At 44.0% G+C, this 19,007-nt stretch carries 18 protein-coding genes; 7 read left to right on the top strand and 11 right to left on the bottom strand.

Translation table 11 applies throughout. The annotated features are described in order from the left end of the window. Nucleotides 1-18 precede the first annotated feature (18 nt). Together recG and CDG62_RS04605 are read left to right on the top strand one after the other, a co-directional pair. The gene (recG, locus tag CDG62_RS04610; RefSeq protein WP_087527369.1) at nt 19-2,064 is read left to right on the top strand and encodes an ATP-dependent DNA helicase RecG; all 2,046 of its coding nucleotides are present in this window, start codon (nt 19-21) and stop codon (nt 2,062-2,064) included. Beyond that, entirely contained in the window at nt 2,051-2,698 is a 648-nt protein-coding gene (locus tag CDG62_RS04605; protein WP_087527368.1) for a ComF family protein, read from the top strand. Before recG ends, CDG62_RS04605 begins: the two co-directional genes overlap by 14 nt. On the opposite strand, the gene CDG62_RS04600 is transcribed toward CDG62_RS04605, so the two are convergent. Further along, nucleotides 2,699-3,103: an NUDIX hydrolase gene (locus CDG62_RS04600; protein ID WP_087527367.1), complete on the bottom strand. Its 405-nt coding sequence runs from the start codon at nt 3,101-3,103 to the stop codon at nt 2,699-2,701. It abuts the gene before it with no gap. Further along, nucleotides 3,100-3,699, bottom strand: coding sequence for a TIGR00730 family Rossman fold protein (locus tag CDG62_RS04595; RefSeq protein ID WP_087527366.1), 600 nt, complete (start codon nt 3,697-3,699; stop codon nt 3,100-3,102). Before CDG62_RS04595 ends, CDG62_RS04600 begins: the two co-directional genes overlap by 4 nt. Before the next feature lie 152 nt (nt 3,700-3,851). On the opposite strand from CDG62_RS04595, the gene CDG62_RS04590 reads away from it, so the two are divergent. Further along, nucleotides 3,852-4,865 (top strand): CorA family divalent cation transporter, encoded by a 1,014-nt coding sequence (locus CDG62_RS04590; RefSeq protein WP_086208973.1) that lies wholly within the window; start codon nt 3,852-3,854, stop codon nt 4,863-4,865. Nucleotides 4,866-4,967: 102 nt separating this feature from the next. On the opposite strand, the gene CDG62_RS04585 is transcribed toward CDG62_RS04590, so the two are convergent. The 8 genes from CDG62_RS04585 to dxs form a co-directional block, all read right to left on the bottom strand. Continuing rightward, nucleotides 4,968-5,255 carry an STAS domain-containing protein gene (locus CDG62_RS04585; RefSeq protein ID WP_087527365.1) on the bottom strand — a complete coding sequence of 96 codons (288 nt, stop codon included), beginning with the start codon at nt 5,253-5,255 and terminating at the stop codon, nt 4,968-4,970. Between the two features lie 11 nt (nt 5,256-5,266). Further along, nucleotides 5,267-5,902, bottom strand: a complete 636-nt coding sequence (locus CDG62_RS04580; protein WP_087527364.1) for an MlaC/ttg2D family ABC transporter substrate-binding protein — start codon at nt 5,900-5,902, stop codon at nt 5,267-5,269. A gap of 20 nt (nt 5,903-5,922) precedes the next feature. Next, on the bottom strand, nt 5,923-6,597 hold the full coding sequence (locus CDG62_RS04575) for an outer membrane lipid asymmetry maintenance protein MlaD (protein WP_087527363.1): 675 nt from the start codon (nt 6,595-6,597) through the stop codon (nt 5,923-5,925). Next, nucleotides 6,597-7,376 carry a lipid asymmetry maintenance ABC transporter permease subunit MlaE gene (gene mlaE / locus CDG62_RS04570; RefSeq protein WP_087527362.1) on the bottom strand — a complete coding sequence of 260 codons (780 nt, stop codon included), beginning with the start codon at nt 7,374-7,376 and terminating at the stop codon, nt 6,597-6,599. Before mlaE ends, CDG62_RS04575 begins: the two co-directional genes overlap by 1 nt. Further along, nucleotides 7,373-8,191: an ABC transporter ATP-binding protein gene (locus CDG62_RS04565; RefSeq protein ID WP_087527361.1), complete on the bottom strand. Its 819-nt coding sequence runs from the start codon at nt 8,189-8,191 to the stop codon at nt 7,373-7,375. Before CDG62_RS04565 ends, mlaE begins: the two co-directional genes overlap by 4 nt. Before the next feature lie 402 nt (nt 8,192-8,593). Beyond that, nucleotides 8,594-10,456 carry a DEAD/DEAH box helicase gene (locus tag CDG62_RS04560; RefSeq protein WP_087527360.1) on the bottom strand — a complete coding sequence of 621 codons (1,863 nt, stop codon included), beginning with the start codon at nt 10,454-10,456 and terminating at the stop codon, nt 8,594-8,596. A 742-nt stretch (nt 10,457-11,198) separates the two neighbouring features. Beyond that, on the bottom strand, nt 11,199-12,029 hold the full coding sequence (locus CDG62_RS04555; protein ID WP_087527359.1) for an inositol monophosphatase family protein: 831 nt from the start codon (nt 12,027-12,029) through the stop codon (nt 11,199-11,201). 116 nt (nt 12,030-12,145) lie between these two features. Then, entirely contained in the window at nt 12,146-14,047 is a 1,902-nt protein-coding gene (dxs, locus tag CDG62_RS04550; protein WP_087527358.1) for a 1-deoxy-D-xylulose-5-phosphate synthase, read from the bottom strand. Between the two features lie 305 nt (nt 14,048-14,352). Here dxs and ribA point away from each other — a divergent pair, with 305 nt between their 5' ends. Further along, entirely contained in the window at nt 14,353-14,955 is a 603-nt protein-coding gene (gene ribA, locus CDG62_RS04545) for a GTP cyclohydrolase II (protein WP_086208982.1), read from the top strand. Between the two features lie 61 nt (nt 14,956-15,016). Here the strand turns inward: ribA and hemN are convergent, their stop codons facing one another. Further along, nucleotides 15,017-16,381, bottom strand: coding sequence for an oxygen-independent coproporphyrinogen III oxidase (gene hemN, locus CDG62_RS04540; RefSeq protein ID WP_087527421.1), 1,365 nt, complete (start codon nt 16,379-16,381; stop codon nt 15,017-15,019). A gap of 266 nt (nt 16,382-16,647) precedes the next feature. Here hemN and hemF point away from each other — a divergent pair, with 266 nt between their 5' ends. The 3 genes from hemF (at nt 16,648) to aroE (ending at nt 18,971) form a co-directional block, all read left to right on the top strand. Continuing rightward, nucleotides 16,648-17,589: an oxygen-dependent coproporphyrinogen oxidase gene (gene hemF / locus CDG62_RS04535; protein ID WP_087527357.1), complete on the top strand. Its 942-nt coding sequence runs from the start codon at nt 16,648-16,650 to the stop codon at nt 17,587-17,589. Between the two features lie 285 nt (nt 17,590-17,874). After that, nucleotides 17,875-18,081 carry a hypothetical protein gene (locus tag CDG62_RS04530; protein WP_087527356.1) on the top strand — a complete coding sequence of 69 codons (207 nt, stop codon included), beginning with the start codon at nt 17,875-17,877 and terminating at the stop codon, nt 18,079-18,081. A gap of 101 nt (nt 18,082-18,182) precedes the next feature. After that, nucleotides 18,183-18,971, top strand: a complete 789-nt coding sequence (gene aroE / locus CDG62_RS04525) for a shikimate dehydrogenase (protein ID WP_087527355.1) — start codon at nt 18,183-18,185, stop codon at nt 18,969-18,971. Nucleotides 18,972-19,007: the final 36 nt, after the last annotated feature.

The raw sequence follows: 19,007 nt of genomic DNA, 5'->3' as shown, positions 1-19,007 counted from the left end.
AGACAAAGTTGAGGGGACATGGCTGCAGTCCATCAGTTGCAGGGGGTCGGAGCTGCCTCTGCTGTACTACTTGAAAAGTTGAATCTCTTCACTACAGATGATCTGTTGTTTCATCTGCCACGAGACTATGAAGATCGTAGCACGATCATCCCCATGAACCAATTGACTGTGGGGCGTAGCTACTTACTCGAAGGCACGATTCAAGGTGTGGACTTTCCACCAGGTAAACGAAAATCAATGGCGATTGGACTGCAAGACGACTTTGGCAAAGTGACTTTACGCTTTTACCATATTTATAAAGGCTTAACGGATCGCGCAAAGGTTGGCAACCGTCTGCGTATTTTTGGTGAAGTCCGTGTGGGCGCGCGTGGTCTGGAAATGTATCACCCTGAAATTCAACTCATTACAGAACATACGCCGCTTCCACAAACTCAACTGACTGCGATTTATCCCAGTACAGAAGGGCTGACTCAACCGAAGTTTCGTGAATACATCAAACAGGCTCTCGCCAAGCACAGTGATGATTTACCTGAACTACTGCCCGCAAAATTTACCAATGGCTATGCACTTAAACAGGCATTGGATTACATTCACCATCCCCCAGTCGATGCCAATATGCTGCAATTGAGTCAAGGTTCGCATCCAGCCCAGCAACGTTTGATTTTTGAAGAGTTGGTTGCGCATCAGGTCAGTCTATTAAGCCGTCGTGCCTATATCCAACAGATTGAAGCCCCACGTATTTCTGCCAGTCGTCAGTTTGCCAAACAACTGCTCAGTAGCCTGCCTTTTGACATGACCAATGCACAAAAGCGCGTCTCCAAAGAAATTGTACACGACTTAAAACTCAATAAACCGATGCTACGTTTGGTTCAAGGCGATGTCGGTGCTGGCAAAACCTTGGTCGCAGGCGTCGCAGCCTGTCATGCTTTAGAAGAAGGTTGGCAAGTGGCGTTAATGGCACCGACTGAAATTTTGGCTGAACAGCATTATCTCAATTTTAAAAAATGGTTTGAGCCTTTGGGACTCAGTGTATCTTGGCTCTCAGGTAAACAAAAAGGCAAAGCCCGTGCCATAGCCGAACAAGCGATTGTCGACGGCACAGCGCATCTGGTGGTGGGTACACATGCCCTGTTTCAAGACAATGTCCGCTTTGCCAAACTCGGGCTCGTGATTATTGATGAGCAGCACCGCTTCGGGGTCGATCAGCGCTTAGCCCTGCGTAATAAAGGTGCGCAGAATATGACCCCACATCAATTGGTCATGACCGCAACGCCGATTCCACGAACTTTAGCCATGTCCGCCTATGGAGACTTAGATACGTCCATGATTGATGAACTTCCACCTGGACGAACGCCGATTCAAACCGTGACCATTCCACTCGACCGCCGTGAAGAAGTCCTGCAACGCATTGCGACCAATTGTACTGAAGGTAAACAGGCCTATTGGGTCTGCACACTGGTCGAACAATCGGAAACACTGGATGCACAAGCCGCAGAAGCCACCTTTCAAGAAATTCGGGAGCGCTTTCCCGAGCTGAATATTGGCTTAGTGCATGGAAAAATGAAAGCCGATGAAAAGCAAGCGGTGATGCAACAGTTCAAAGACAACCAATTACAACTGCTGATTGCCACCACGGTGATTGAAGTGGGGGTTGATGTACCGAATGCCTCGATCATGGTAATTGAAAATGCGGAACGTTTAGGACTGTCTCAATTACATCAATTACGTGGCCGTGTCGGTCGAGGTGCCAAAGCCAGTTTTTGCGCTCTGCTATATAAAAGTCCACTGTCCCAAAATGGGCAAGAACGCTTGCGCATCATGCGTGAAACCAATGATGGCTTTTTAATTGCCGAAAAAGATTTGGAAATCCGTGGCCCGGGTGAATTACTCGGCACCAAACAAACGGGGGATATGGGCTTTCGTGTAGCGAAACTAGAACGCGATGATCATTTGCTCAATCAAGCCCACTTTGTCGCAGCTCAGATTTTAAAAGACTATCCACAAAATGCTGAAGCCTTACTGAAACGCTGGCTGCCTGAAGCACCACGCTATGCCTATGTTTAGTCATTTACTGCACACCGCCAAACAGTTGCTACACAGAGCACAGCCCTGTCAGTTGTGTGGCATTGTCCGTGCAGATCTGCATGCGGTCTGTCTGGACTGCTGGCAACAGCTTCCTCTGCATCCACAAACCATTGAAAAGCAAGCGTTGAGTATTCATGTCGCAGGACAGTATCAATATCCTTTAGATCACCTGATTCAGCAGTTCAAATATGAACAACAACTGCATTGGCAACCTTTACTTTCAGGCATTCTTCAGCAAATACGCTTACCTAAAGTGCAAGCAATTGTTCCGATGCCGATTTCGAGCCAACGTTTAGCGGAACGTGGCTACAACCAATCAATGATCCTCGCCAAAGACTTAGCCAAGCAGCTAAATGTTCCCATTTGGCAACCTGTGATTCGACTGCATCAACATTCGCAAAAAGGACTCAGTCGACTAGAACGCTTAGATCAAATTCAACAACAGTTTAAAATTGATCCACAGCAACGCCAATATGCAAAACGTTACCGACGTGTTTTGATTTTGGATGATGTCGTGACCACAGGCAGCTCGATTCAGGCCCTGACTTTAGAACTTGAACACTTAGGTTGTCATAAAGTCAGCGCCGCGTGTATTGCCTACGCACAGGAATAGTTAAACGACTTCAATCAGCAAATGTTCTCGCACCCAAGGGATGACCACCTCTGTAGTTAACGGTGCAAGTGCAGTCTGTTGATCATCCAAGTTCAGCCACTTCATTTCCGCAATTTCAGCCGCAATCTGTGGCACTTGCTGAAGCTGAACATGGTAAACATAACTGACCAATTTAAAATCAGGCTCGTTAGCTGTGGCTGTTTCAAAACGACCGACAAACTGTTTAATAACCGCATCTGTGCCTATTTCTTCCTCAATCTCACGCAGCATGGTTTGCTCAGGTGCTTCATTTGGCTCAAGCTTACCGCCAACTTGCATAAAACACGTGGTATTTTGCTTGCGCACCAATAAAAGCTGCTGTTGTGCATTTACGATAATGGCTGCAGCAACCGTAATCACCTTCATGCTTTGACATCCAACAACTCAGGATCAACCATGCCCCACTTCGGTTCAGGCGCTTGGAATTGATCCATTTGCTTTAAAATTGTTTTCACTGAGTCTGATACAATCAGGCTGTCGGTAAAACGTGTATGGGTAAAACCTTTGCTGGTTGTCATTTTTAGAAACTTGATTAAATCATCATAAAAGCCATTTACATTCAAAAAGGCATTTGGCTTAAGGTGGATCCCGAGCTGAGCCCAGGTCCATTGTTCAAAGATTTCTTCTAAAGTCCCAGCACCGCCTGGCATTGCAATAAATCCATCCGACAAGGCTGACATTTTCAGTTTACGCTCTTGCATGTCTTTGACTACATATAACTCGGTGAGGCCTTGATGTGCCAATTCACGATCCACCAGCACGTGTGGAATCACACCAATCACTTGACCACCCGCTTCTAAAGCACTATCAGCCACGATACCCATTAAGCCTGAGCGACCACCACCATAGACCAAGGTTTTGCCTTGTTCAGCGATGGTGTGTCCAACCTGACGAGCTGTTTCTGAAAAGATTTGATCTGAACCTAATGCGGAACCACAAAAGATCGCAATTGAATTTGTCATTTTTTACTCTGATATTTAATTGTCATGCAACTTCACTAAAATGAATGGATATTTTTTAGCAATTTAACCATTCGATCAGTGTTTTTATTGCAATCCTTGTCTAAAATACACCCATCCACCTCAACCATTACTGCGCAAAGGAGAAAGACGGCATGCTTGAAGCCTTTTACGCCACAGAGCGCGGTAGCTTAGAAGACATCACCATTAATGGCGATTTCGATCTTCAGCCCGATTTGGTCTGGCTTGACCTCATTGCTCCCTCACAAGAAGAACAACAGTGGATTTTAGATGCATATGAACAAAATTTACCTACGCTAAAATCACTCGAAGACATTTCATCTTCAGCTCGATTCTACCGTGATGATGATGGTATTTTGCATATCAGTACGTATTTTTTAACGAAAAATAAAAATTACCAAGTCGATGGCGAAACTGAAGAAAGCAACGGAGCGCTTGCCACAGTACAAACCGTGGCTTTCATTTTGCATAAAGAACGACTCTTTACTCTTCGTGGTGAAAAATTGGTCGCATTTCGGGCATTTCGTGCGCGTGCACGCCGCAATGACTACGAAATCGACTATAAAGACCCGACATGGATCTTGCTTGGTTTACTTGAAGCCAAATTGGATGAGCTTGCGGATATCTTAGAAGATATCCACAAGGACTTGGAAAAGTATTCCACAGAAGTACTGAATAACCGACATCGTGAGATGATTCTCGACTTAGATGATATGATTACCCGTCTTGCACACTTGGAAGATATGCTTGGAAAAGCACAGCTGTGCTTGATTGACTTACGTCGTGTACTGACCTTTTTATCACGTCCACGTGCTTTGGGCAGTCATATTTATGATGCGGATATTCGAGAGCTCAGCGAAGACGTCCGCTCGCTGGTTGAACACGATGCCTTCTTGTTCCAAAAAGTACGATTCTTGCTCGACACCACCTCGGGCTTCATTAACACCGAGCAGAATGACACAATCCGTCGCTTCTCCATCTTACCGAGTATGCTTGCTCCACCAATGCTGATTGCCAGTATTTATGGGATGAACACCGATGTGTTGCCTTTTGCAAGAGGAACGACCAGTTTTGTGATTGTCAGCTTAATTTTGGTAGCTTTCTTGATTGGCCCGCTGATTTACTTCCGTTGGAAGAAATGGATTTGAACACGTTTTAATACTTTGCTAAAGCTATATACAAAGCAAATATCCTTTCACAAGCTACATTTCTTGAGTCATAAAAAAAGCACCTTAAGGTGCTTTTTTTATTTAAGGGATTAACTTGAGATCATCCTGTAAATGACAGGCTTGAATGATTTTCATCATTTTTTCAGGCACAGCTTTAAAATGCAAACTGTGCGCATTTGGTGTTTGACGCAACCAACGTACTAAAACCGCCAGTGCCAATGTACTACCATGCTCAAGCTGGGCCAAATTCACCACCACAGGATAAGACTGTGACTGCATCACCTTCAAACCTTGTTGATAGTAGCTTTCAGCATTGTCATAGGTAATCTGACCTGAAAGCTGCATTTCCTGATTGCTAAAGTTAATCACCTTTCACCTACTTATTTTTTCTTTTCAACCGCTGCTTCTGCATCAGGTTGGAAGTTTGCAATCGCTTTATCTAGGTCGCCGCCATTACGTTTAACCGTTGCCGCGAACTGATTACGGAACTGTAAACCAAGGTCGATACCCGACACATTGATATTACGGATTTTCCATTGGTTGCCTTTATCCGCCAACTGGAAAGATACAGGAATCTTCTCGCCTTTGTTATTAAAGTCGATCGTCACCACAGGGTTCTTGCTATTGGTTTCTTTATACGGACGGATGGTATATGTCTGATTACTAAACTTCGCAAATGCAGAACCGTAGTTTTCAATTAGTGTTTCACGGAAATTGTTTTCAAATTTCGCGCGTTGTGCTGCTGTACTGTATTGGTTGGTTGCATAAGTCCCCATCACAATACGAGAAAATGCTTGTGAATCCACATATGGGTCTAAGTTTTGACGAACAATCGTTTTCACTGCAGCTGGGTTGTTTTGGAGCTTGGCATGATCTGCTTTTAAACGGGCAATCAAGCCATCTGCCACTTTTTTAACAAAAGCAGGTGGTGCTTCACTTGGTGCTGCAAAAGCAGTACCCGCAAACATTGTAGTTAAAATGCTAGCTGTCAGTGTTTGTTTCAATAAAGTATTCACTACAATTGGTCCTCTTCAAATCATTCAACAAATGACACGTTGGCATCTGCTGTTTCAGCGGTTTCAGGTTGCTCAGTTGTTGCTGAGGTATCTTTCGATTTACCTGCACCGCCCGTAATAAATTTAGTAATTAAGTCTTCTAGGTCCATTGTGCCTTGGGTATTGCCAATGCTTTCACCACGTTTAACGTAGTTCAAACCGCCCCCTGGAACAATTTTCAAGTACTTCTCACCGAGTAGACCATTGGTTGCCACCATAATATAAGCATCTTCATCAATGCTGGTGATGGACTTCATGTTCGCAATAAGTTGCTTTTCCATTTCTTTTTGTTGCGCAGCATCCGCAGCGCTATAGTCACTACTATAACGAAGCTCTTCAAGTGCATTCTTTTCAACTTCTTTGAGTTGTGCTGCATTAAAGGTCGTTAATTTACCATCTAAAGAAAAAGAAACCGTCGCTAAACGTGTCACAGGGTCTAAGCTTATTTGATCGACTTGACCAATTTTCACCCCACTCATCGTCACTTTCGCACGTGGTTTTAAACCATTTACATTATCAAAGGTTGCACTCATTTCATAACGATCACTGAGATTTGATCCCACCAAGCCACTCACTCGCATCGCAATAAAAAACAAAGCGATACCGAATAGAATGACAAATATGCCGACTGCCAGCTCACTTGCACGTGATTTCATTAAACACCTCCAAACATGACCGCAGTCAACACAAAATCAAAACCTAAAACACAAAGCGATGAATACACCACAGTGCGTGTGGTTGATGTCGCAATACCTTCAGATGTCGGTTCACAGGCATAGCCTTGATATACCGCAATCCATGTACAAATTAAAGCAAAAACAAAACTTTTAATGATGGTGCCATTCAGGACATCTTTATAGAACTGTACGCTACTTTGAATGCCACTCCAGTAAGAGCCTTCATCTGCACCCAAGAAGTCCACACCCACCATTTTACCGCCCATAATCCCGACCGCAGCAAAGATGACAGACAGCATCGGCAAACTAAAAATACCTGCCCAAAGTCGCGGTGAGATTACTCGTTTAAGTGGATCAACCCCGATCATTTCCATACTGGACAACTGCTCAGTGGCTTTCATTAAGCCAATCTCAGCCGTCAATGCAGAACCGGCACGACCTGCAAACAGCAATGCCGCAACCACAGGTGCTAACTCACGAAGCAAGGTTAAGGCAACCGCTGTACCCAGCATCGCCTCACTACCAAAGGTCACCAAGATGCTATACATCTGTAACCCGAGTACGGCACCAATAAATAGCCCTGACACCACAATAATGAGCAGCGATAAGACCCCAACACGGTACATTTGGTAAACAAATAACCGAACACCTAAAGCAGTGGGCATCGAAAATAAAATTTGTAATAACATCAGGCTGGCAACACCAATGCCGCGAACCCGTTCAATCACGCGTCGACCTAAGAGGGCTATCGCATTCATGCTTGCACCTCAGTACTTAGATATGCCTTTTGGCTAAATTGATAATCGACAGGCCCTTCAACTGCACCTGTTAAAAACTGTTTAACAAATGGAGAGGCATTCGCTTGTAGTTGTTCAGGTGTGCCTTCACCTTGCACCTTGCCTTCAGCAACAACATAGATATAGTCTGCAATCGATAAAGTTTCAGCCACATCATGTGAAACAATAATTGTTGTTAAATCAAGTGCTTCTCGCAACGATCGAATCAAACGTGTAAGTACACCTTTCACAATTGGATCTTGTCCTGCAAATGGCTCATCGTACATGATCAGCTCAGGATCCAGTGCAATTGCACGTGCCAAAGCTACGCGACGGTTCATTCCGCCTGAGAGCTCAGAAGGCATCATCTGTTCTGCGCCACGCAAGCCGACAGACTCTAACTTTAAAGATATAATTTCTGACAGTAAATGCTCAGGCAGCTTGGTATGTGCTCTTATTGGAAAGGCCACATTTTCATAAACCGACATATCGGTAAACAATGCGCCACTTTGAAAAAGCATACCCATACGCGCACGCGCAGCGAATAACTCTTTGCGTGACATTTTCGCAATATTTTGCCCATCAAAAAGCACTTCACCTTGGTCGGGAGTCAATTGACCGCCAATTAAACGCAGTAAAGTGGTTTTACCTGTACCCGATGGTCCCATAATGCCCGTAATTTGACCCTGTCGAATTTTTAAATTGACCTGATCATAAATGACACGTTCCCCTCGTTTAAAGCTCAGGTCTTTGACCTCAATGAGGGCTTGAGCAGTCAGAGGCGCTTGATTATTCATAGCTGTGCGTTTTCCTGCATTTTTTCAGCATGCATACTATAAAGGATTAAAAAACGATATGTTAGCGTATTCCGTGTCTAATTTTGTGCACGAATTGATTCCAGTTGGTTGTATTTATATTTATTTGAACGGCGAAAACAAGCTACATAAGATGAATTACTTCATCCATAACGACTATAAACAAAGAAAAGGATATTACAAATCAATAAAAAAAAACCGAGATAATGTGCCATATTGACCTCTTTCACGTCAGGGAGTGTGACGATTGGTTCAACCTCATTATTGTGCATCACTATTATCAATACAATTAAAATATGACTCAGTATACATTTTAATTTATTTTTTTACAGCTGTAGACAAAAAAAAACCAGCGTTTCCACTGGTTTTTTTATTTATTCAGAATTAGTCGTTAAACTTACGACGTGGACGGTCAAAACCACCTTCAGTGCGTGGACGATCTGAGTTAAATTCACGCTTAGGACGGTCTTCGCCACCAAAAGTACGCTTAGGACGGTCATCACCGAAAGAACGTTGTGGACGATCACCAAAATCACGCTTTGGACGGTCGCCAAAACCACCTTCGCGACGTTGTGGACGATCACCAAAATCACGTTTTGGACGGTCACCAAAAGAACCTTCACGACGTGGTTTGTAGTCTACACGATTACCGCGGTTGTCATCATTTGAGTCAAAACGCGGCTTATCGTTGAAACCACCTTCGCGACGCGGGCGATCGTTGTTAAATTCGCGACGTGGACGGTCTTCGAAACCACCTTCACGACGTGGACGATCATTGTTAAATTCGCGACGTGGACGATCTTCAAAACCACCTTCACGACGTGGACGATCGTTGTTAAATTCGCGACGTGGACGGTCTTCAAAACCACCTTCACGACGTGGACGATCATTGTTAAATTCGCGACGTGGACGATCTTCACCACCGAATGAACGGCGTTCGCCATCACGACTACCTTCACGACGTTTAAAGTTGCTTTCGCCTTCAAAACGACGACCGCCACCAAACCCGCCACGACCGCCATCACGACGACCACCGCCATTGCGACCACGACCACCATCACGACCAGAACGTGCTGGAGGTGGAGATGGCTCTAAACCTTCAATTTCAGATACTTCTAAACGTGCATCTAAGTAGTCTTCTAAAGCACGGATTTTACCGCGTTCACGGTAAGTTGCTAAAGTAATTGCTTTACCAGTACGACCCGCACGACCTGTACGACCAATACGGTGTACATAGTCCTCATTCTTCATTGGAAGCCCGAAGTTAATGACGTGTGAAATTGTTGGTACGTCTAAACCACGTGCAGCAACATCAGTTGCAACCAAGATTTTTGCACGACCTTCGCGGATGCTACGTAAACGACGGTTACGTACGGTTTGTGGCATTGCACCGTGAAGTGCAACCACTGAGTGACCTGCTTCAGCTAATTCTTCAGCAAGCATGTCTGTGTCTTCTTGTGTAGACGCGAAAACAACTGCTTGATCAAGATCTTCTTCGCTCAACCAGTGAGTTAAAAGTTTTTTCTTGTGCTCGAAACCATCAGTCCAGTGTAAAGTCTGAGTGATGTCTGTATTTGTAGAATGACCTGTTTCAATTGCAATACGTTCAGGATCATTCATCATGCGTTCAGCAAGTGTGATGATACGTGGTGCAAATGTTGCAGAGAACATTAAAGTTTGTTTACGGTTTGCAGCAAGGTCACTAATCGCTTCTAAGTCTTCAGAGAAACCTAGGTCAAGCATACGGTCTGCTTCGTCCACAATTAAAGCATCAACCAAATCAAGTTTGATTTGACGACGGTTCACAAGGTCAAGTAAACGACCTGGTGTTGCAACAACAACTTGCGCGCCCTTTAACTGTTGGATTTGTTTACCAAATGGCATACCACCCATGATCGCTGCAATACGTGCGCCTTTCATGTGGCGAACAAATCCAATTGCGTCTTGGCTGACCTGTTGTGCCAACTCACGTGTTGGGCAAAGAACCAGAATATTCGGTTGAGTAATTGCTTTCATACGTTCTTTGAACGGAACGAAAGTTTCTTGACCTGCAAGTGCATTTAACGTTGGTAATAAAAACGCTGCAGTTTTACCTGAACCAGTTTGGCTCGATACTAAAAGGTCTTTACCGTCTAAAGCTGCAGGAATAGATTGTTCCTGAACTGGCGTAGGGGACGTAAATCCTAGGCTTTGTAGAGCTTGTTGTAACGATTCGTGTAAAGGAAATTCAGCAAAAGTCTTGCTCATAGAGTATTTCACCCGAAAAATGGGTGCTCCATTAAAAATAAAATCAGATGGACATCGGCAAAAAGCGGCACAGCAATAATCGCTGAAAATATAGAATCAGCGGCGATCCGAGAACGACGATGCGTATAACGCACATTTGATTACAGCCGCAACCTGAAGGAATCGCTTAAGCGATTGGGTGGGGCGCGAAATAATGTCCTCTCTTTGGACCGGACGCGCATACACAATGATAGAAGAGAATGTTCAGGTAATGAACGAAATTTAGTGCGTGGGCGGATTATAGCAGGATATTTTCAAAAGTCACCTCTTTTCTTAAAATTGATACAATATTTTTATCAAACATTGAATAAATACAGGTTTTCACTTCAATTTTTTTGACCATCTAGAAAAATATTGAATAGTATTCTTTGCTATTTCCTCAACTTGACTAGCATGAGCTGCAATTCATTTTACGAACACTTATTCTAGTACTATCACGATGTGGCAAGGTAACACAGGTCAGTAATACTGCCTTAAAGAGCAAACTTAATAGGTGCCTTTGGCTGATTCTAAGCTACTTTATTTATAGCGTGATCTCGATTAAGCGCAGATCAGAATTTGGTACTGCCCATGATTTATCATCTAACAGCGGTTAAAGCCATAAAGTAAATCACTACAAAGGCCTTTATTTTTTTCATCCTTATCAAAGAAAAAGCCCTCTTATGAGGGCTTTTTCATGTCTTAAAACACGATCTGCATGCTATTACTTAGCAGCCTCACCCCAAGCAGGTACAACTGCTTTCATTAGAGGCTTCAACAGCTTCATAGAACATGCCAATACTTGGCCATTTTCCATAGATTCGCTACCACCACGTGCATCAACCACGGTACCGCCCGCTTCTTTCACGATCAACTCACCAGCTGCGATATCCCAAGGCTTTAAGCCAAGTTCGAAATATGCATCGAAACGACCCGCTGCCACATATGCCAAATCTAATGCCGCTGAACCTGTACGACGGTATTGCGCACCAGCTTCAGTCACATTTAACAATGATTCAAAATGATTTTTTGCATAAGAAATCACTTCACCATTACGTTTTGCACGATAAGCATGCCCCACAGACATGAATGTATTTTCAAGGCTGTCTTTCACATTTACACGAATACGGCGTTGGTTCATCATGGCACCACGACCACGACTCGCAGAGAACAACTCATCTTTCACAGGGTCATAAATTACACCGTGTTGAGTAATGCCTTTATGTTGAACTGCAATAGAGATACAGAAGTGAGGAACACCGTTAATGAAGTTTAAAGTGCCATCAAGTGGGTCAATAATCCAACACCAATCTGCGTCGTGACCTTTACCTTCTTGGAAACCAAACTCTTCACCAAGGAAGCTGTGATTTTTATAGCTTTTACGTAGGGTATCGATAGCCAATTGTTCCAAATAACGGTCTACACGCGTTACAGGACCATCAATTCCTTTTTCTTCGACTTGTAGATCGAGCTTATGACGATTTTGATGCGCTTTTAAAAGCTCTTGACCGACTAATTGAGCCGCACGCGCAGCCATCACCACCATAGGTTCCATTGAACACCCACTACAATTTGAAGATATTGATAAAGAATAATGCATAAAAGCCCGCGTATCTTACCAAAGATCGGGGCTTTTAGGTAAAAAATGTTTCTAAAATTTAAAAACGGCGCTTAAACCACATGTACAAGTTTCGACCAAGCTTGGCGCACCGAGCTTTCAATGCCTTCCGCATCTAGTCCCGCCTGATGCAACATTTGCGCATGCGTGGCTTGATGCATGAAGGTATCCTCTAAACCGAGATTTAACATTGGTTTCACGATTTGAGCCTGTGCCAAATATTCATTGACTGCACTGCCCGCACCCGCCATCACCGCATGTTCTTCAACTGTGACAAATAAAGCTGTTGATGGTGCTAAAGTCGCTATCATCTTTTCATCAAGCGGTTTCACAAAGCGCATATTCACCACACGAACCGCTAAATCTTGTTCAGCCAATTTCTGTGCTGCCTCTACTGCGGCCTGAACACGACTACCAAAGGCAAGAATGCTAATAACGTCATCTTGGGCATCATTAAAACTCGCGACAATTTCAGCCTGACCAATTTCCATTGGGGTCATCTGTTGTTGAATCTCCACTCCGAGACCATTACCACGTGGGTAACGCACTGCGGCAGGACCATTGTATAAATAAGCAGTATGCAACATTTGACGACATTCATTTTCGTCTTTAGGTGCCATAAGCACCAAATTCGGTACGGTGCGCATGAAGGCATAGTCATAGGCCCCAGCATGAGTCGGCCCATCTTCACCCACTAAGCCTGCACGGTCGATACCAAAAGTGACATCTAGGTTTTGTAGGGCCACATCATGAATCAATTGATCATAGCCACGTTGCAAGAAAGTCGAGTAGATTGCAACCACAGGTTTTAGGCCTTCACACGCCATGCCCGCTGCCAAAGTTACAGCATGCTGTTCTGCAATCGCGACATCAAAAAAGCGCTCTGGATACTGTTTCGCAAAACCTACCATACCTGAGCCTTCGCACATGGCAGGGGTAATCGCTAACAAACGCTCATCTTGTGCGGCTTCATCACATAACCACTGACCAAAGACATCTGAATACTTCGGTGCAGTATTGCTAGATGCTGTAGCATTTATTTTTGTAATTGCATGATATTTAATTTGGTCAGCTTCAGCTGGGGCAAAGCCTTTGCCTTTTTTGGTATAGACATGAATTAAACGTGGCCCTTTACGTTTTTTTAATGCGGTAAAGACTTGTGTCAACTGCTCGACATCGTGCCCATCGAAAGGCCCAAAGTAATCAAAACCAATCGCTTTAAAAACGTTGTCGGCCGCATCTGTGGCTGCACTATGCAGACGCGAGTTATAAGTCCATTCAGGATGTGGCTGCACATAAGCTTCGCCATCATCTGAGATATTAATGGACTGTCCACTTTCCCAAATCGAAGCCAGATGTTTTGCAAAACCACCAGTGCTGCACGAAATCGACATATCGTTGTCATTCAGCACCACCATCACGTCGGCATCATGTGCGACTGCATCGTTCATGGCTTCAAAAGCCATACCTGCAGTCATCGCCCCATCGCCAATGATTGCGACCACTTCACATGGATCATTTTGATAACGACGTGCCAGTGCCATCCCCAAACCTGCTGAAATCGCGGTCGAAGAATGTCCAACACCAAAAGTATCAAATACCGATTCATCACGTGCAGGAAAGGCAGCTAAACCATCTTTGGCACGAATCGTCGTCAGCTGTTCACGACGCCCAGTCAAAGCTTTATGCGGATAGGCTTGATGACCGACATCCCAAATTAAGCGGTCATTTGGTGTGTTAAAACAATAATGCAATGCCACGGTGAGCTCGACCACACCAAGGTTTGCACCAAAGTGTCCCCCACTTTGTCCTGCGGCATACAGAATAAATTGACGTAGCTCGTCTGCCACTTGTGCTAATTGACTTTGCTCAAGCAAGCGAAGTTGTTGAGGATGATCAATCGTATCCAACAACGGTGTTACAGGGCGATGAGCTGGTATTTCTGTATACAACATAATATGGCAAAGCCTTCTAAAGCCTGGCAAATCTAGCTAGGTCAAATGGGTAATTCGATCATATCGTCGAATGCTATCACCTTCAATCAGCCATATTTCTAGCGATGCAGTTTTGAGCAGTGCTCTCACTGGGTGTTCGTTTAGTGCAGGTGATTATCCTGAATAATCTTACTATTTATCAACTATTATCGTTCGCTTTATACAAAAAAGAAAATCTTCTGCATAAATTCATGGATGCAATTCTACCAATGTCGATGCATTACGCTATACTTTAGCCAATTTCTGAACTATTTACAGGTTTAGCTGTGCCGATTGAATTTGTTGCTACATCCCGTTTACCGACTGCTTTTGGTGAGTTTAACATCACCGTATTTCAAGATCCTAAGACCGGTGAAGAACATGTTGCACTCTCAAAAGGTCTCGATCAGCCGATCACAGAACCCGTTTTAGTCCGTGTTCATTCAGAATGTCTCACAGGCGATGCCTTTGCGTCCTTAAAGTGTGACTGTGGCCCACAATTGCAGGCCACTCAAAAACTGATTAATGAAGCTGGACAAGGGGTGATTCTGTATTTGCGTCAAGAAGGTCGTGGCATTGGTCTCACCAATAAAATTCGTGCTTATGCGCTACAAGACCAAGGGCATGACACTGTTGATGCCAATCTCATGCTCAACTTACCTGCCGATGCGCGTCGTTATGACATGGTCAGCATTATGCTGAATCATCTGAAGATTCAACAGGTGCGCTTGATTACCAATAATCCACTGAAGATTGCAGCACTGCAAGAACAAGGGATCAATGTGGTGGATCGTGTACCATTGACGGTTGGTTTAAATCCCTTCAATGAAGAATATTTAAAGACCAAACATGAGCGCATGGCGCACTTGTACAAGAAAGATGATTTTTAAACGTTGAAAACATGCTCTAAGCCTGCTTTTTTAAAGGGCGACTTAGAGCACTCCAATCATATTAGATGGTCATGGAGAAAATACGACTCTCGGGTCGGCGGCGTTTTAAATGCAAATCAAACGCCATACAAATATTGCGTACAAAGGCTTTGCCTTGCTCAGTCACCCGTATACTTTGTGGCTTAATCTCTAATAAACCATCGTCCTGCATTTCTTCCAGTTGTCCCAAGACCTCAACCAATTCTGGAAATTGCATCTCTGGTTCTGCCCACGACGTTTGAAAGCCACACATCAAATTTAAAATATGACGACGAATCATCAGATCTTCGGCACTTAAAATATGCCCACGATAGACAGGAATTTCATTGTTTTCGAGTCTCGCATAATAATCTTCGAGTTTTTTTTCATTTTGCGCAAAGCTATACCAACTGTCGCTGATTGAGGAAAGCCCTAAACCAATCATCACTTGGGTTTTCGAAGCGGTGTAGCCCATAAAATTGCGATGCAAAGTGCCTGCCTGAAATGATTGGTACATCGCATCACTTTCTAAAGCAAAGTGATCCATGCCAATTTCATGATATCCCTGTGCCAGTAATTTATTCTTTCCTTCTTCATAGCACTGGCGTTTTATTTCGTCTTTCGGCACATCATGGTCTTTAAAACCACGCTGTCCATTGCCCTTAATCCAAGGCACATGCGCATAACTATAAAAGGCCAAACGGTCTGGACGTAAACGATTGGTTTGATCAATGGTGTTGAGGACATCATCTAAGTTTTGAAAAGGTAAACCAAAGACCAAATCATGTGAAATTGAGCTATAGCCTATTTCACGTGCCCACTGCGTCACTTGCTCGACATGTTCAAAAGGCTGTATCCGATGAATGGCTTTTTGAACCGTTTCATTATAATCCTGCACCCCATAACTGACACGGCGAAAGCCTAGGTCATACAAGGCTTGCAAATGCGCCCGTGTGGTATTGTTGGGATGCCCTTCAAAGCTAAACTCATATTGTTCAGCAATCTCTGCTTGCGCAAGAATACCTTCAATCAATTGAGTTAAATGCGCTGGAGAAAAGAAAGTGGGCGTCCCTCCACCCAAATGAATTTCTTTAATGCGCGGTTTGTCTTCAAGCAAGTCACAATACAGCGACCATTCCTTTAAAACCGCCTGAATATAAGGCTGCTCCATCTCATGCTTTTTAGTCACACGTTTATGGCAGCCACAAAAAGTACAGAGACTTTCGCAAAAAGGCAGATGAATATACAGACTGATGCCTTCAGTCGAATTCGATTCAACAAACGATGTTTTCAGCGTCTGTTTCCATTGCTCTAAGGAAAACTGCGCCTCTTCCCAATACGGCACCGTTGGATAACTGGTATAACGTGGACCAGGAACATTGTATTTTTGAATCAATGAATCGCGCATATTTACCATCAGCTTTTCCGCATTCAGAAGATGCAGCCCATTCTGCATCGCCAAACTCGGGTCTGTACTTGGGTTATTCTGCTGAGCTTAGAATCAGAATTCAACCTAGCGAATTAGTCAGGTTATTTTTCACATAGCAACATTTCATTTTAAAATGCTTCACGACATCGAATACTGCGGTAGGACTCTTCGGAAAATATTCTTAATCTTTTTGCTATTTTATGTTTTGATGTAGGCAGTTTTCATCTCTTCCCTTGAGGCTTTTCATGCAGCACCCAACGTCTGCGGATATCCAATGTGTTCGCGAATTTCTCCTCGACTTACAGGCTCGTATTTGCTCTGCACTTGAGCTGCAAGAACATACTGGCGGTGGAACAGCGCAATTTGAAATAGATGACTGGGAACGTCCTGAAGGCGGTGGCGGTCGTTCACGTGTTTTACAAAATGGCACAGTGATTGAAAAAGGCGGAGTGATGTTCTCACACATCAACATTTCTAAACTCCCCGCTTCAGCGACTGAACGCCATCCGCAAATTGCAGGTGCTAAAGCACAAGCCATGGGTGTGTCCTTGGTGATCCATCCGAAAAATCCGAATGTCCCGACTTCACATGCCAATGTGCGCTTATTCGTGGCTGAAAAAGAAGGGCAAGATCCGATTTGGTGGTTTGGGGGAGGCTTCGATCTTACCCCATTTTATCCCAACGATGAAGATGTACTGTCATGGCATCAGACGGCGCATGACTTATGTGCGCCCTTTGGCGCTGAAGTCTATGCCGAACATAAACAATGGTGCGATGACTATTTTTACCTAAAACATCGTGATGAACAGCGTGGTGTCGGTGGATTGTTCTTTGACGATCTCAATCAATGGGACTTTGAAACCTGTTTCCAATATATTCAAGCCGTGGGCAATGGCTACCTAGAAGCTATTCTTCCGATCTTCCAACGTAACCAAGACAAGCCCTATAGCGAAGCACAGCGCGACTTTCAAATCTATCGTCGCGGTCGTTATGTCGAATATAATTTGGTTTATGACCGCGGTACACTTTTTGGTTTACAAACGGGTGGTCGAATTGAATCAATTTTAGTGAGCTTGCCAAATTTGGCGGGTTGGTCATATCGACCTGAATGGGAGCTTGATTCTGCTGAGAAAAAACTGACTGACTTTTACCTCAAACCTCAAGATTGGCTCAAGCTGCTCAAATAGACACACAGACTTACAATTCTAAATCCCCCACGCATGCCCTTTTCACCAGATTAGGGCAGCTTATCCATTAAATTTTATATATTTCCTGATCAATTCCCCGTAGAATAACGACTACACAAAGCGTCATTTCTTTGCATTTATTAAAGCATTGTCACAGGTTTAACACAGCTATTGGGTTCTTTTGAATTCACGAAAACCGTAAGCTAAATTAAGTCATTTGCAATACATTCATTTTAATGACATCAATATTTAATATCCTCCTTTGTGTTCTATGAGGCCCCAAACATGTTCGCAAAAAGAGTTAGCTCGACCACCATGGTTCTTTTCTGCTTTGCTATTGTGTTGCTAAGCTCGATCAGTACCACGATTTTTTCGGAAAGTGCGTTTAATGACAATGCATCCATCAGCATCACCGTCCTTGCAGGTATCGGCTTAACCCTGACCGCAGCAAAATTATTGTTTGATACGATTCACAGCATCTGTAATCCGTAAGCCGCTTTTCTTTTCTCTGTTGATAAAAAAACCACTGATTGCTTTAGCCTGCATGTAATTTGCCGTATATTGAACAGCATTTCTCACATGGATTTGGTGCGATGAGCAAACAATTCGCTGTCATTGGCAACCCAATTGAGCAGTCTCGCTCACCTGAACTTCACCATGCCTTTGCACAAAAAATGGGGCTCGACCTCAACTACAGTAAACGTCTTGCACCACTGGATGGCTTCCTTGCCAACATCCAAGAATTCTTCTCGCAGGATGGCATTGGTCTTAATGTCACTGTGCCATTTAAAGAACAAGCCTTTGCCGCCTGCGCAGTCCTCACTGAACGCGCTAAAATTGCAAAAGCTGTGAATACTTTATGGATGGTCGATGGTCAACTGCATGGAGACAACACCGATGGACAGGGCTTAGTCGATGCCATTCATGCTTTAGACTGGAACTTAGAGCAAACTGATGTATTGATCATCGGTGCAGGTGGTGCAACTCGCGGTGTTATTTATCCACTGGTGCAAGCAGGGGTGAAAAAAATTGTGATTGCCAATCGTACCCTTGCCCGTGCAGAACAACTGGTGAGTGACTTAGCGTCGACTGTCCCACAAGCTGAACTCCAAGCCATCGGCTTAGATGCACTCGAAGGTCTGTTTGATTTGGTGATTAATGCAACCTCAGCCAGCCTAAGTGGCGATGTCTTAGTTCTGCCTGAAGCTTTGCAATTTCAACATGCTTATGAAATGGCCTATGGCAAACCTTCGACCTTTTTAGATCAAGCCAAAGCTCGCGGTGTACCCACTTCTGAAGGCTATGGCATGCTCGTTGGTCAGGCGATTGAATCTTTTTCGATTTGGAATGGCGTCAAACCTAATCTTAAAGATTTTTTATAAACGCAAATAAAAAAGAACCTCCGTAGAGGTTCTTTT

It is taken from the genome of Acinetobacter sp. WCHA55 (genome assembly GCF_002165305.2).
In the GTDB taxonomy this organism is placed as follows: Bacteria; Pseudomonadota; Gammaproteobacteria; order Pseudomonadales; family Moraxellaceae; genus Acinetobacter.
Note: the sequence above shows the minus strand (reverse complement) of the source record. Positions and strands in the feature narration are given on the sequence as shown.